The sequence below is a fragment of the Algoriphagus resistens genome (assembly GCF_001442615.1).
Lineage (GTDB): Bacteria > Bacteroidota > Bacteroidia > Cytophagales > Cyclobacteriaceae > Algoriphagus > Algoriphagus resistens.
The window spans coordinates 1-14,343 of the sequence record NZ_LMXN01000017.1 but is presented as its reverse complement, the minus strand read 5'-3'; the positions used below and the strand labels follow the sequence as shown (position 1 = coordinate 14,343).

General features: G+C 40.5%; 14 protein-coding genes. 9 read left to right on the top strand and 5 right to left on the bottom strand.

From position 1 onward, the window contains the following. Together AS141_RS22620 and AS141_RS22615 are read right to left on the bottom strand one after the other, a co-directional pair. Complete coding sequence (locus AS141_RS22620; protein WP_057939990.1) at positions 1-528, bottom strand: YSC84-related protein; 528 nt, start codon at positions 526-528, stop codon at positions 1-3. A 33-nt stretch (positions 529-561) separates the two neighbouring features. Further along, the gene (locus AS141_RS22615; RefSeq protein ID WP_317043075.1) at positions 562-858 is read right to left on the bottom strand and encodes a YraN family protein; all 297 of its coding nucleotides are present in this window, start codon (positions 856-858) and stop codon (positions 562-564) included. 141 nt (positions 859-999) lie between these two features. Here AS141_RS22615 and lipB point away from each other — a divergent pair, with 141 nt between their 5' ends. The 6 genes from lipB (at position 1,000) to AS141_RS22585 (ending at position 6,912) form a co-directional block, all read left to right on the top strand. After that, complete coding sequence (gene lipB / locus AS141_RS22610) at positions 1,000-1,725, top strand: lipoyl(octanoyl) transferase LipB (RefSeq protein ID WP_057939989.1); 726 nt, start codon at positions 1,000-1,002, stop codon at positions 1,723-1,725. Between the two features lie 177 nt (positions 1,726-1,902). Next, positions 1,903-2,304 carry a hypothetical protein gene (locus tag AS141_RS22605; RefSeq protein ID WP_057939988.1) on the top strand — a complete coding sequence of 134 codons (402 nt, stop codon included), beginning with the start codon at positions 1,903-1,905 and terminating at the stop codon, positions 2,302-2,304. A 10-nt stretch (positions 2,305-2,314) separates the two neighbouring features. Continuing rightward, positions 2,315-3,064, top strand: a complete 750-nt coding sequence (locus AS141_RS22600; protein WP_057939987.1) for a 3'-5' exonuclease — start codon at positions 2,315-2,317, stop codon at positions 3,062-3,064. Between the two features lie 52 nt (positions 3,065-3,116). Next, positions 3,117-5,318, top strand: coding sequence for a ribonuclease R (gene rnr / locus AS141_RS22595; protein WP_057939986.1), 2,202 nt, complete (start codon positions 3,117-3,119; stop codon positions 5,316-5,318). Further along, on the top strand, positions 5,281-6,279 hold the full coding sequence (locus tag AS141_RS22590) for a polyprenyl synthetase family protein (protein WP_057939985.1): 999 nt from the start codon (positions 5,281-5,283) through the stop codon (positions 6,277-6,279). Before rnr ends, AS141_RS22590 begins: the two co-directional genes overlap by 38 nt. A gap of 3 nt (positions 6,280-6,282) precedes the next feature. Further along, positions 6,283-6,912: a rhomboid family intramembrane serine protease gene (locus AS141_RS22585; protein WP_057939984.1), complete on the top strand. Its 630-nt coding sequence runs from the start codon at positions 6,283-6,285 to the stop codon at positions 6,910-6,912. Positions 6,913-6,930: 18 nt separating this feature from the next. On the opposite strand, the gene AS141_RS22580 is transcribed toward AS141_RS22585, so the two are convergent. Then, positions 6,931-7,239, bottom strand: coding sequence for an HPF/RaiA family ribosome-associated protein (locus AS141_RS22580; protein ID WP_057939983.1), 309 nt, complete (start codon positions 7,237-7,239; stop codon positions 6,931-6,933). A 108-nt stretch (positions 7,240-7,347) separates the two neighbouring features. Between AS141_RS22580 and AS141_RS22575 the strand changes: the two genes are divergently transcribed. Then, a complete protein-coding gene (locus AS141_RS22575) occupies positions 7,348-8,532 on the top strand; it encodes a baeRF7 domain-containing protein (protein ID WP_057939982.1) in 1,185 nt (394 codons plus the stop codon). Positions 8,533-8,891: 359 nt separating this feature from the next. Here AS141_RS22575 and rpmA read toward each other — a convergent pair whose 3' ends face one another. Together rpmA and rplU are read right to left on the bottom strand one after the other, a co-directional pair. After that, complete coding sequence (gene rpmA, locus AS141_RS22570) at positions 8,892-9,152, bottom strand: 50S ribosomal protein L27 (protein ID WP_057939981.1); 261 nt, start codon at positions 9,150-9,152, stop codon at positions 8,892-8,894. Positions 9,153-9,188: 36 nt separating this feature from the next. Further along, the gene (rplU, locus tag AS141_RS22565) at positions 9,189-9,500 is read right to left on the bottom strand and encodes a 50S ribosomal protein L21 (RefSeq protein ID WP_057939980.1); all 312 of its coding nucleotides are present in this window, start codon (positions 9,498-9,500) and stop codon (positions 9,189-9,191) included. A gap of 580 nt (positions 9,501-10,080) precedes the next feature. Between rplU and AS141_RS22555 the strand changes: the two genes are divergently transcribed. Beyond that, complete coding sequence (locus AS141_RS22555) at positions 10,081-11,061, top strand: ribonucleotide-diphosphate reductase subunit beta (protein ID WP_057939978.1); 981 nt, start codon at positions 10,081-10,083, stop codon at positions 11,059-11,061. Between the two features lie 40 nt (positions 11,062-11,101). After that, entirely contained in the window at positions 11,102-13,501 is a 2,400-nt protein-coding gene (locus tag AS141_RS22550) for a ribonucleoside-diphosphate reductase subunit alpha (RefSeq protein ID WP_057939977.1), read from the top strand. Positions 13,502-14,343 lie beyond the last annotated feature (842 nt).

Sequence of the window (14,343 nt, the reverse complement as noted above, 5' to 3'; positions counted from 1 at the left end):
TTATTTCTCCCGGAATTTGAATTGCTGGCCCCCTACCGATGCTTCATACATCAACCCGCCTTTAGTACGGGTGAATACAGCCACTCCATCAATATATTTTGCATTTGCTGATGCTCCAGATGCGGCAGCTACTGCGGACACCTGCGCAGACATCTCTACATTATTTGATTTGAATCGATCAAACGCTTCTTCATTTTCAAAGAAAACCACTTCAGAGTAAGCCTGTCCGCCCGCTTGAAAACCAATAGTAACCTGGGTCATTTTGGCATATCCCACCTGGGTTCCTCCCTGAAAAGCCACGCCACTACCAGCAGCCCCTCCTATACCAAACCCGCCTTTCCCTACATTGGGCAGAATGATATATCCGTAAGATGAATCAAAAAGTGCTTGCATGCCAGGATCCTCCTTCAGGAAAGCTGCTTTTGCATTTTGGCTATCTTCTTCGATCTGCTTGTCTTTCTTCTCGTTTTGCGCAAATGCGATGATTCCCATAAATGCAAAAAAGAAAGTTAATGTTACTTTTTTCATGATTTTGTAAATTAAAATTGTGGTGATAGTTAGTTAAAAAGCATCTTCAAAATGCCGAAAATTGGTTTTGTCGGTGCGCCCCCTATAAACGCCTATTCTATACAAGCGGATGCCATTATGCCAATCTTTTTCATAACTGTAATGACCGGTGGCTTTGATGAGGTTTTTTCGTTGAGTAAAATCCACAAACTCCTCTGCAAAACCAAGGCCAGTACCTGATCTAAACTTAACTTCAACAAAAATTAACAGTCCAGAGTATCTCAGTTTTAAATCAATCCCAGCATCTCCATAACCATAGATTGTTTCGACATATTCTTGCCCTTTTGTCACTAAAAAAACAGCCCCCAGTTGCTATGCGGGCTTTCCGGATTCGTTGCATCCAGCCATCTTATATATTTGTTTAATTTTGAAAAATCAATGAACGAACCCGTGAGGGGTTCAGTTGAAAAGTAAATCCTCAGGGACTAGCCGATGAATGAAATTATTAATAAAAGAGTAGAATTCCGAGACTTGGGCCAGCTAGATTATCAGCAAGCATGGGATTATCAGGAACGGCTGTTTGCAGATACGGTAGCTTTAAAGATCAAAAACAGGACTTTGGACGCACTTGATCAATTTCCTACAGAAAATTTCATCCTATTTGTCGAGCATCCACATGTTTATACCCTAGGTAAAAGTGGTAAGGAAGAAAATTTATTGTTGGACGAAAATGGTCTGAAAATCCATCAAGCCCTCTATTACAAAATTAATCGTGGCGGTGATATTACTTATCATGGCCCGGGACAGCTTGTTGGCTATCCCATATTGGATCTTGATAATTTCTTTACCGATATTCACAAATACCTGAGATTTCTTGAAGAAGCGATTATTCGGACTTTAGCTGACTATGGTCTGGAAGCCGGGAGAATTAATGGTCTCACAGGTGTGTGGATTGATCACATTGAGCAAACAAATCCCAGAAAAATCTGCGCAATGGGCGTAAAGTCCAGCCGTTGGGTTACCATGCACGGATTTGCTTTCAACGTCAATACTGATGTAAGCTATTTTAGCCATATCATTCCCTGTGGCATTGATGACAAAGCTGTGACCTCCCTACATCTTGAGCTAGGCAGAGCGGTGGATATGCAAGAAGTCAAAGCTAAGGTAAAACAACACTTAACCGAATTATTTGAAATAGAGAATATAGAAACAGCATGAAATCGAGCATGACTCCAAAGTCACTCACTGGGATGATGATATAGGCGAGATTCCATGTGACCTATAAAAATCATAATATAAACACATGAAATCGAGCATGACTCAAGAATCACACACTGGGATGATTATCTACCATGCGAGATTCCATATGGCCTTTAAAAGACAAATCACAATCCTATGAAAAAAGATATTGATTTCAGTCCTGTGACTGGAGTAAAACTTGCGATAGCAAAAGAAGATACTGCCTCCGGAACTGAGTGGGCAGTATATCTTATCAATTTAAATCTGATTGAGCTTAAGAACGTCATGATAACTTCCAAAGGCTACGGAGAAATAAACGGGGAAATAAAGAAGACTTCTACCCTTCGCCATATCATTGAGGAGCTAGGCGAGCAATCCGTTGCGAAAGTCGAAGCAATTGATCCTTCGGTTTTTGTTTTGAACAATGAGTTTTGGGTGAGTTACTATATTATGGATCAGATTTTTGATAAAAAGTTTATCTTTACTTCAGGTAGTTTTGATTCTGGCTTCATCAAGATTATTCCAGAAATCGGCCTAGAAGGAGTTCTCCACGCATAATATTTAGCATATGGCAGATTTTTTTGATCAATTGAACGACATCCTGTTTCTGGATATAGAAACGGCCTCGTTGACCGAGAAGTTTGAAGAACTGCCAGAGAGAATCCAAGAAGAATGGCTCAAAAAAGAACGGTTGATCCAGACTGAAAAGAACAGTCAAGAACCCGGATCACTGTATTTTGAGCGGGCAGGAATTCATTCGGAGTTTGGTCAGGTAATCTGTGTAGGTGTAGGGTATTTCCAGTGGAAAAAGAAAGATAAAAAACTGGTATTCAGGTCAAAATGCTATACTGATGAAAATGAACGGGAACTTCTTTTGGAGTTTAAGACTTTACTAGAAAAGAAAAATTGGATTCTTTGCGCTCATAATGGAAAGGAATTTGATTTTCCATACCTCTGTCGCAGAATGCTCATCAATGGAGTAGCTTTGCCGGAGCCTTTACAGATCTCAGGGAAAAAACCTTGGGAAGTTCACCATCTCGACACGATGGAGCTTTGGAAGTTTGGAGATTTTAAACATTACACCCGCTTGGAGCTTTTGGCTTCAGTTTTTGGAATTCCATCCTCAAAAGATGATCTTGACGGAAGTCAGGTCAATACTACTTTTCATCTGGAAAAAGACATAGAGAAAATCAAAAAATATTGTCGTAAGGATGTGGAAGTCACAGCTCGAGTATATATGGCTATGCATCCGCAGTCGGATGACTTAGAAATTGAAATCATCCATTTAGAAGATTCAAAAAAAGATCACAAAGATTAATGGGCGCAGGGACATAAATCTTTTTACCACAACATTAATCAATACCCAAATCATGGGAAGAAAATCAGACAGAAAAAACAGAAGTAAAAATAAAGGAGGAAAACAAACAGACGCTGCCAGCCTGGCCCGTCGGATCCTTCAATTTTTAGACGCGCATTACGGAGAAGAATTCAACTCCAAGCAGATTATCAAGAAATTGGAAATCCGCGATGCCCTTACCAAAGGAGGAGTAGAACCGGTACTGAGCAAATTAGTAGAAGCAGGTTCAGTTTCCCGAAATCCAAGAAATTATTACTCATCCACACAAGATCCGGAGTTCATCGATGGTATAGTGGATTTTGTAAATCCACGCTTCGCATTTATTGTCCCTCTAGATCCAGAAAAGGTAGATGGGGATATATTGGTAAAAGAAGCAGATCTCAAGCAGGCGCTTGATGGAGATAAAGTCCGTGTGATGGTCTATCCTCTTAAAGGAAAAACCGGACGTGTGGAAGGCAAAGTACTGGAAGTGGTAGAAAGAAACCGTGATGAATTCGTAGGACGTGTAGAAATATCTCCGCGCTTTGCATTCGTCGTTCCAGACTTCAAAAAAATGCACAAAGATATCTTCGTCCACCGAGGCGGGCTGAATGGTGCCGAACATGGAGAAAAGGTGGTTGTCAAGCTCACTGAATGGAGGGATGGAGACAAAAACCCTACGGGTGAAGTGACACGTGTTCTTGGAAAAGCCGGAGAGCACGAAGTAGAGATTCATTCCATCATGGCGGAATTCGGATTGCCATTCGAATATCCAGAGGAACCGGAAAAGGAAGCGGAAGCGATCTCAGAGAAAATCACCGCTAAAGAAGTCAAGAAGCGAAAAGACTTCAGAGATATTTTAACATTCACCATAGATCCAGCAGACGCGAAAGATTTTGACGATGCCATCTCCTATAGAAAGCTAGAAAATGGCAACCATGAAATAGGAGTTCACATTGCTGATGTGACCCACTATGTACAACCAAAAACCGCTTTGGAAAAAGAGGCTTATAACCGAGCAACTTCGGTCTATTTGGTAGATAGAACGATTCCTATGCTGCCGGAGCGATTGAGCAATGGACTTTGCTCCCTTCGCCCAAATGAGGACAAGCTAACCTTTGCTTGTGTATTCGAAATCGATGACCAAGCAAATGTCAAAAAACACTGGATAGGGAGAACGGTAATCCATTCTGACAGAAGATATGCCTACGAAGAGGCGCAGGAAAACATCGACACGCAATCCGGCGATTTCTTTCAAGAACTGACTTTGCTCAATGAGATGGCAAAAAAAATCCGACAACGAAGATTCAAGCATGGAGCTGTTAACTTTGAAACTGTAGAAGTAAAATTCAAATTGGACGAGAAAGGAACTCCACTGGGCTTGATGATCAAGGAGCGAAAAGATATACATAAGCTCATTGAAGAATTTATGCTTTTGGCAAACAAATATGTGGCAGAGTTTATTTTCAATAAGAACAAAGGAAAAGATACCTTCGTATATCGTACGCACGATTCTCCTGATATGGATCGTTTAGATACTTTTTCAGGATTCGCCAAGCGATTTGGTCATCCTTTTGACATAGAAAATGAAAAAAATATTTCCACTGCCCTGAATAAATTGATGGAAGACATACAGGGTAAACCTGAGCAGAATGTGCTTGAGCAGCTCGCTATCCGTAGTATGGCCAAAGCCAAATACACCACTGAGCCAAAAGGGCACTTTGGACTTGCGTTTGCGCATTATTCCCACTTCACCTCCCCTATCCGTCGATACCCCGACATGATGGTTCACAGATTGCTGGAGCTTTATCTTGAAGGAGGAAAATCTCCTGACGCAGAAGCATGGGAGCAAAAATGTGTGCATTCCTCAGAGCGTGAAAAACGCGCTGCAGATGCAGAAAGAGCTTCTATCAAATACAAGCAGGTGGAATTCATGTCTCTTGCAGAAGACAAAGACTATGAGGGAATAGTAGCCGGTGTGACTGAATGGGGAGTTTTTGTAGAGATCACTGAAACGAAGTGCGAAGGCATGATACGGGTCCAGGACATGGATGACGATTACTACGACTTCGACCAGAAAAACATGCGATTGGTGGGTTCGAAGACGAAAAAAATGATCACTTTGGGCGACAAAGTGAAGGTCAGAGTAGTTAATACCGATATTGACCGTAGAACAATAGATTTGGAATTTGCTGATAATGACAAGAAAAAAACACGCGCACGAGTTATTAGGTAAGCTGGAGACATTTATCCAGAACCTCCCGAGTGCATTAGAATTAGGAAAATCACCCCAAGAACTTTATAATCCGATTACCTATATTTTGGGCTTGGACGGAAAGAGAATCCGCCCTTTGTTGAGTTTATTGGCCTATGGGATTTATAAGCCAAACCCAGAAGAAATACTGAGTCAGGCTGCAGCAGTAGAAGTCTTTCACAACTTCACTTTAATGCATGATGATATCATGGACGACGCTCCTCTGAGAAGAGGAAAAAAAACTGTTCATGTGAAATGGAACAAAAATGTAGCCATACTTTCTGGTGATGTGATGCTTGTAAAAGCCTATGATTTACTGTTGCCAACCCATGCCGAAAAACTTGGAGACGTTCTTCGCTTGTTCAACAAAACAGCCTCTGAGGTCTGTGAAGGCCAGCAATTTGACATGAATTTTGAGGCTCTGGAGGCTGTTCACGAAGACGAATATCTTACCATGATTCGCTTAAAGACTGCGGTACTTTTGGGATTTGCCTTACAATTAGGCGCTTTGCTTGCCGGCGCAGAAAAGGATGATGGACAGAAACTTTATGATTTCGGAGTGAATATCGGTGTAGGTTTCCAGCTCAAAGATGATTTACTCGATGTATTTGCGGATCAGACAAAATTCGGCAAGCAAGTAGGAGGTGATATCATTTCCAATAAAAAAACCTTCCTTCTAATAAAGGCACTTGAGCTAGCCAAAGGCAAAGATGCCGAAGCACTTAACTATTGGCTTTCTCAGAGTGAATTTGACAAAGAAGAAAAGGTACAGGCTGTGAGAAAGATATATGAAAAACTAGGTATAAAAGCGATCACTGAAGCCAAAATGAATTCCTACTTCGATGCAGGATTTGCGCAATACGAAGCGATCCATTTTAAGGACGAAGACTACTTCCTAGAACTCAAGAAAATAACCCAGGACCTAATTCACAGAGAAAAATAATAAATGCCCTTATCAATTACAGTTGTCCTGATTATAATCACTGCGATCAGCAGTTTCTACGGAATCAATACTACATCTTTTATGGAGCGATGCATGTTCATTCCATATAAAATAAAGCGAAATAACCAGTGGGAGCGGTTCATCACTTCAGGATTCATCCACAAAGATTACATCCATCTTTTATTCAATATGTTCACCTTCTACTTCTTTGGAGGAGTGGTGGAACGGGTTCTTGCATATAAGTTCGGCGTAACTATAGGAGGTGCAGTCTATGTGGTATTCTATCTTTTGGGAATTATTATTTCTGACATCCCAACCTATCTAAAAAACCAGGACAATAGCTACTATAGAGCATTAGGAGCTTCAGGAGGAACCGCCGCAACTGTATTTGCCAGTATCATTATCCTACCACTTTCGGACATCTGTTTATTTGGTATTCTTTGTTTACCGGGATTTGCCCTTGGGATCATGTTTTTGATTTATTCTGCTGTCCAAGCTAGAAAGGATTCTGATGGAATAAATCATGATGCACATTTTTTCGGAGCTGTCTTCGGCATTGTTGTGATCTTGATTATTTTTCCACAAAGTGGGGTAAATTTTATTCAGGAGATCATAAGCTACCGTCCATTTTAGGCAGTAGGTATTGTTATATCACTTCAGTTTTTGAAGCTGCCTGATATTTTTATCCGTGACAGATTTCAGCATTCCTATCCAATTGTCTCCATCTTCATCAGCATAAATATCCGGCCCTGGGATTCCAACTCGCATCCCCAAATTAGTGACTATAGCAGCTCCATGACCTTCTTTATTGATATACACAGCCACTTCATTGATATCGTCCGCAAATCTTGTAAGCTTGTCTATGCAGGATCTAAGCTCCAGTTGCACCGGCTCGCTAACCTCCATATGAGGTGATTGCACATCTAATTTAATTCCTCTATAATTTTCTGTGTAGTTCATGTCTTAGATGATTTATAGGTAATAAAGCCACGTGGCTTCTTGTTTGTGGGAAAATAGTGTACCATTTTATCTGATAAAATGGGATAAGTTCAACCTAAGACTATAGCCATGGAAATTTTTGATCGCAAAAAGTTTGTGGATCTTTCACAAAAATCCTCCTTACCCTATATTTCAATGTTTATTCCAACCTCCAGACAAAGTACTGATGGATATAAACAAGATAAAATCCATTTGAAAAATAAACTCGCTGAGGTAGAGAAGGAGCTCGAGGAAAAGTACCAGCTCACCGTAAACCAGATAGATAAGCTACTCATGCCGGCTTCCGCCCTTCTAAAGGATGCGGAATTCTGGAAATATAATTCCGATATGATAGCGATCTTTCTGGCAGATGGACAAATAGAGCTCATTCAAGCCCCCATCCTTTTAGGAGATAGCTCATATTTCATTGGAACTAAACCTTTTTTACTCCCTCTAATCCCGGCAACCACAGACAATGGGCACTATTATCTGCTAGTGCTTAATCTGGAAAGAATCCGTCTGTACGAAGCTACAAGGAATGTAATCCAAGAAGTTATCCTTGATCCAGAGGAAGTAGCTGTCTCATTTACCGCTGAGGAAGAATACTTTGAAAATCAGCAATATCTTCAAGGCCAAGGAGGAGTAGGTTCTGCCGGGGCAATGTTTCATGGCCATGGCGAAGGATCTGATGAAGAAAAAAAGAAAACCATCCTTAATTACTTCCACAGAATGACCAATATGCTCGAGCCAATTTTAACTAAGAATCCCCTCCCCCTATACATGGCTGGCGTGGACTATTTGATCCCGTTATTTAGAGAAGCCAGTAAATATAAAGATTTGATGGATGGATATATTCCTGGATCATTCACCACAAAAGACCTAGACTTGTTGCATCAAAAATCATGGGAATTGGCAGCATCTCATTTTTCCAATGAAAGAAACAACCTTTTGAAATCCTATGAGGTTCAAAAAACTGAAGGGCTAGCCTTCGATAATGAAACTAAAAGGCTGCTGAAGGCGGCTTTTATAGATGCCGTTGATACATTATTTGTTGCCAAAGACCACAAGCATCTATGGGGTAAATACAACGCAGATAAGCATAGTATAGAAATACATGAAACACAATCAGAAGATGACCATTGCCTGATAGATGAAGCAGCCGCTTGTGTAATCCGATCAAAAGGCAGCGTTTATATCCTAGATCCTGATGATATGCCAGGCGAAGCACCTATTGCTGGAATATTACGCTATCCACTTCCAGATCAAACTTCCTAACACAGAAAATTTTCTCTTCATTTTAAAATACACGGAATTGAACTCCAGAGACTAGCACCACATATCTTCCAGTACTGGGATGCTGTCATCAGCACCTTTCTCGAGTGGTACAACTACTTTACACAAGCAATGAGGGAGAAATAGAAAAGTCTATAATATAAGATCAGGTTCATATCAAAACCATCCATGAAACAAGACTTGACCGTCGGAGATGGGTGATCGAAAAGTGTGCATCATTCTGGTGAAGCCTGAAAGTAAACAGTCACTGTTTGAACTTTTGGGATTTAAAGAGTGACTTTTATAAAAAAAAGGGAGCTGTCATTCAAGACAGCTCCCTTTTTAACTTGTTAGCGTATTGATTACGCTTCTGCCGGCAACACACTTACGTATGATTTACCATCAAATCTCTTTTTGAAGGTTACCACACCGTTAGATGTTGCAAACAAGGTATGATCTTTGCCAAGTCCTACATTCTCACCCGGGTGATGCTTGGTACCTCTTTGTCTTACAATGATATTTCCGGCGATTACTACTTCACCACCAAATTTCTTCACACCCAATCTCTTGGATTGTGAATCTCTACCATTTTTGGAACTACCGACGCCTTTCTTATGTGCCATGGTTTTATTCTTTTATCGTTTTCCGAAGGAGAAAACTTAGATTGAAATACTTTCTATCAATACTTTGGTGAAGTCTTGTCTATGACCGTTCTTCTTCTTGTAGCCCTTACGGCGCTTCTTTTTGAAGACGATGACTTTATCACCTTTTACATGATCCAGGACCTTCCCAGACACCTTCGCTCCTGCCAAAAGGGGAGCGCCTACAGACACAGATCCATCAGCTTCTGCTAATAGTACCTGGTCGAATTCCACGGAAGCGCCAGTTTCTAAGTCTAGCTTTGGAGCATAGACGAACTGATCTTGTGTTACTTTGAACTGCTTACCTGCGATGTTTACAATTGCGTACATAATTCTTGATTCTTTTGAAATCGGAGTGCAAATATAAGGAAGTTATACAAAACAAAAAAACAGGCTTCTGAAATATTATTTGCGCATAATAGTGAACCTTTGCAAACCGCTCTTTTGGAAGGAAAATCACCTTAATAATTCCCTCATAAAAGACAATTTTATTCTGAAATGATTTGAAGATTTTAAATTGATTTCCATCCAACCCGTTGATCGTCAAAATATTGAAAAGCAAAATTATTTATGTCAAATACTTGACTTATAGTCAATTTTAATCTTGAATTTTGGTTGAAAATCTTTTTTGGAATTATTTCAAATTATTTCAAACCCCTAAAAACAGCTCATTCAATTAATCTAAAGATATACTTATATGACACTAATCAACTGATAACATGAATACTATACAATTTTTGAATTTTAGTCAAAAAACATATTAAACTGACACTTCACTGGTTTTATTTCCCAATTTTGATTCACATATTTGTTCAAAGGCTGTTCTAAAAAGGCAGCCTTTCTTATCCCCTGACCATAGAAAATAATTTGCGACGGGAAAATAAATTTCGATTAAAACATACAAGTAGCAATGCAGAACGAACCGATATTAGAAGAGAACAAGAAGCGATTTGTTTTATTCCCAATCCAGCACAATGACATTTGGCAGTATTACAAAAAAGCAGAAGCTAGCTTTTGGACAGCCGAAGAGATTGACTTAGGCCAGGATATGGTGGATTGGAAAGCATTGAATGATGGCGAGCGGCATTTTATCTCTCATGTTTTGGCATTTTTTGCGGCCAGCGATGGAATAGTAAATGAAAACCTGGCCGAGCATTTTGTTTCTGAAGTTCAATATACTGAAGCTAAGTTTTTCTATGGCTTCCAGATTGCCATGGAAAATATCCACTCGGAAACTTATAGCCTTCTTATTGATACCTACATTAAAGACGCCGGGGAGCGTGACAAACTCCTGAATGCTATCGAGCATATAGATTGTGTCAAGAAAAAGGCCGATTGGGCATTGAGATGGATTGACAACGGAAACTTCCAAGAGAGACTAATCGCCTTTGCAGCAGTGGAAGGGATTTTCTTCTCCGGCTCATTTTGCTCCATTTTCTGGCTTAAGAAAAGAGGTTTGATGCCTGGACTTACTTTCTCCAATGAATTAATCTCCCGTGATGAAGGTTTACACTGTGACTTTGCTTGTCATCTATACACAAAGCACCTGAACAACCAACTCCCGAAAGAAACAGTAAGAGAGATTATCAGAGATGCGGTAGAAATCGAAAAAGAATTTGTAACCGATGCACTTCCTGTAAGACTTATCGGTATGAATGCTGATTTGATGTGCCAATATATTGAATTCGTGGCAGATAGACTGCTTGACGAATTAGAATGTGAAAAAATATGGAACAGCACAAATCCTTTTGATTTCATGGATATGATTTCGCTTCAGGGAAAAACCAATTTCTTCGAAAAAAGAGTTGGTGACTACCAAAAAGCGGGCGTAATGAAAACTAATGAGGGGTCTGACGATTCACCAAGGTTCTCCATCGGTGAAGACTTCTAATTAACCCAAACTATTCCATCAATCTAAAAATCCCAAAGAAATGCTAGTATTAAAAAGAGACGGAAGGCGAGAATCAGTACGATTCGACAAAATCACAACCAGAATTGAGAACCTTTGCTATGAGTTGGATCCAAAATTCATTCAGCCAATTGATGTTGCCAAGAAGGTAATTGATGGCCTGTATGATGGAGTATCCACTACAGAGCTGGATAATTTGGCAGCAGAAGTCTGTGCCTCTCTGACCGTAAAGCATCCGGATTATGCTATTTTGGCAGCGAGAATAGCCATATCCAATCTTCATAAGACAACTAGCCAGTCTTTTTCAAATACTATGAAAAGGCTATATACCCACGTCAATCCAAAGACTGACGAAAATGCAGCTTTACTGGATCCTGAGGTATATGGTATCATCAAAAAAAATGCAGCCAGACTAGACGCTGCAATCGATTACAAAAGAGATTTTGGGTATGATTATTTTGGATTCAAGACTTTGGAGAGAAGTTACCTGATCCGATTGAATGGAAAAGTAGTAGAACGTCCTCAGCATATGCTGATGCGGGTAGCTGTCGGGATCCACAAAGAAGACATGGAGTCAGTGATTGAAACCTACAACTTACTTTCCGAGAAGTGGTTTACTCATGCTACGCCTACCCTTTTCAATGCGGGGACACCTAAACCTCAGCTTTCATCCTGCTTCCTGCTTACCATGAAAGACGATAGTATCGACGGGATCTACGATACATTGAAACAATGTGCCAAGATTTCTCAATCTGCAGGAGGCATTGGCCTTTCTATTCACCACGTGAGAGCGAAAGGATCCTACATCAAAGGCACAAACGGGGTTTCTAACGGGATCGTACCAATGCTTCGAAACTTCGACATGACGGCCCGTTATGTAGATCAAGGCGGAGGAAAAAGAAAAGGTAGTTTTGCGATTTACCTTGAGCCTTGGCACGCAGATATCAAAGATTTCCTGGAGCTGAAAAGAAATCATGGGAAAGAAGAAATGAGAGCTAGGGATCTGTTTTACGCACTCTGGATTCCAGATTTATTCATGAAGCGTGTGGAGCAAAACTTAGAATGGTCACTATTCTGCCCGCACGAAGCTCCTGGGCTTTCGGAATGCCACGGCGAAGAGTTCGAAAGGCTATATGAAAAATACGAGAGGGAAGGAAAAGCACGTGAGACAATCAAGGCACAAGAGCTGTGGTTTGAAGTACTGGAATCGCAGATTGAAACTGGTACTCCATACATGCTTTATAAGGATGCTGCAAATGGTAAGTCAAACCAGAAAAATTTGGGTACAATTAAGTCTTCCAACCTTTGTACTGAGATCATCGAATACACAGCTCCAGACGAAGTGGCTGTATGTAACCTGGCTTCTATAGCCCTCCCGAAATTTGTAACAAAAGGTCCTGATGGCAAGCTATTCTTTGACCATCAGAAACTATATGAAATCACCAAGGTAGCTACTAAAAACCTGAACAAGGTAATTGATGTAAATTACTATCCGGTCGAAGAAGCTAGAAGATCAAACTTCCGACACCGCCCAATCGGCCTGGGAATTCAGGGACTCGCAGATGCATTCATTATGCTGCGTATGCCTTTTGATTCCCCGGAAGCTAAAGGTCTGAATGAGGATATTTTCGAAACCATGTACTTTGCTGCTGTGGAAACTTCCATGGAATTAGCCAAAGTACAAGGGACTTATGAGACATACGAAGGTTCTCCTGCTTCAAAAGGAGAACTACAGTTTGACCTATGGGGAGTAACACCAAAATCAGGAAGATGGAACTGGGCTGAAGTAAAAGAGAAGATCAAGAAATACGGGATGAGAAATTCCCTTTTGATGGCCCCTATGCCTACTGCCTCTACTTCTCAGATCTTGGGCAACAATGAGTGTTTTGAACCATATACCTCAAACATCTACACCAGAAGAACGTTATCAGGTGAGTTCATCATTGTGAATAAGCATTTGATGAAAGATCTGATTGCTCTTGGTTTGTGGGATGATACGATGAGAAATAGATTGATTTCAACCAATGGTTCAGTACAAAATGTACCTGGTATCCCTCAGCATATCAAAGACATTTACAAGACTGTTTGGGAGATTTCTCAGAAGATAATCATTGATATGTCTGCCGACCGCGGGGCCTATATCTGTCAGTCCCAAAGCATGAACGTGTTTATGCAGGATCCAAACTTCGGGAAATTAACCTCTATGCATTTCTATGCTTGGAAAAAAGGGTTGAAAACCGGAATGTACTACTTGAGATCTCAAGCAGCTACAGCGGCTATTAAATTCACGCTGGACAAAACTGGCTTTGAACCGAAAGTACAAAAGGCACAACAGGAACTCGTAGAAGTAAAATCACAAAAACAAGATGCTATTGCCTGCTCATTAGATGATCCAGAAGGTTGCGAAATGTGCGGAAGCTAAAATCTAAAGTTTACCAATCACCGAAAAAGCGTTTGAGAGATCAGACGCTTTTTTTTTGCGTGCACCATTATCAGGAGTTGTTCTTAGCTTTGTTTAAAGCTTAATATTAGAATCGTCAGTTTCTTTGGAATTTATATCCCATGCTTAATTCCTTTAGGGAATTCTAAGGATGGATATGAGCGTATTGCCTTGTGGATTTTTTCTTTTTCCCAAGCTCAAACCCATCGGTTTTCTACTGTTAAGGTAGCTTAACAGGGACCGTAAACACGCTAGCTGGTGTTGAAGCTATGATTCCAAATTGGGACGCAGTATCAGCTTAAATCCTTCCTCCTTGCTCCAATCACTTTAGGGTCCCATTCTGAGTCTATGATATGGCCATTACAACATCTTCGAAAAGATTCCATAACTACACTACCCACCCTAGCTTTACTTTTCAAGATGGGAAAAAATCATCTCAAGCACTTTAAGTAGCATTTCAAACAGTTTGAGATTTGGGTTTAAACCAACATCATCTCCACCTCAGAAGATAATCTTCAATCATTTCCCTATTCCTTATGGAAGGATTCCTCATTACACAAGCCCAATAGAGTGGATCTTGACATTAAAACATTCAGGAAGACCTTTCAAAGGAAATGAAGGTTGGACTTCTGTGCTATCCTATCCGCAGAGATTTGTTTCCTTTTCAGCGGTCACCTGCCTAAACGATGTCAGTCGGGTCTGCATGACATAACAGGACCATCGACGCTACAGCCCGCGGCTAGGTTTCCTAAATCTTAGAAGCTTGTAGAGTATTTTTTGCTTGTATCTTCCTCAAAAAAAGCTGAAACGCAAAAAAGCCCTAA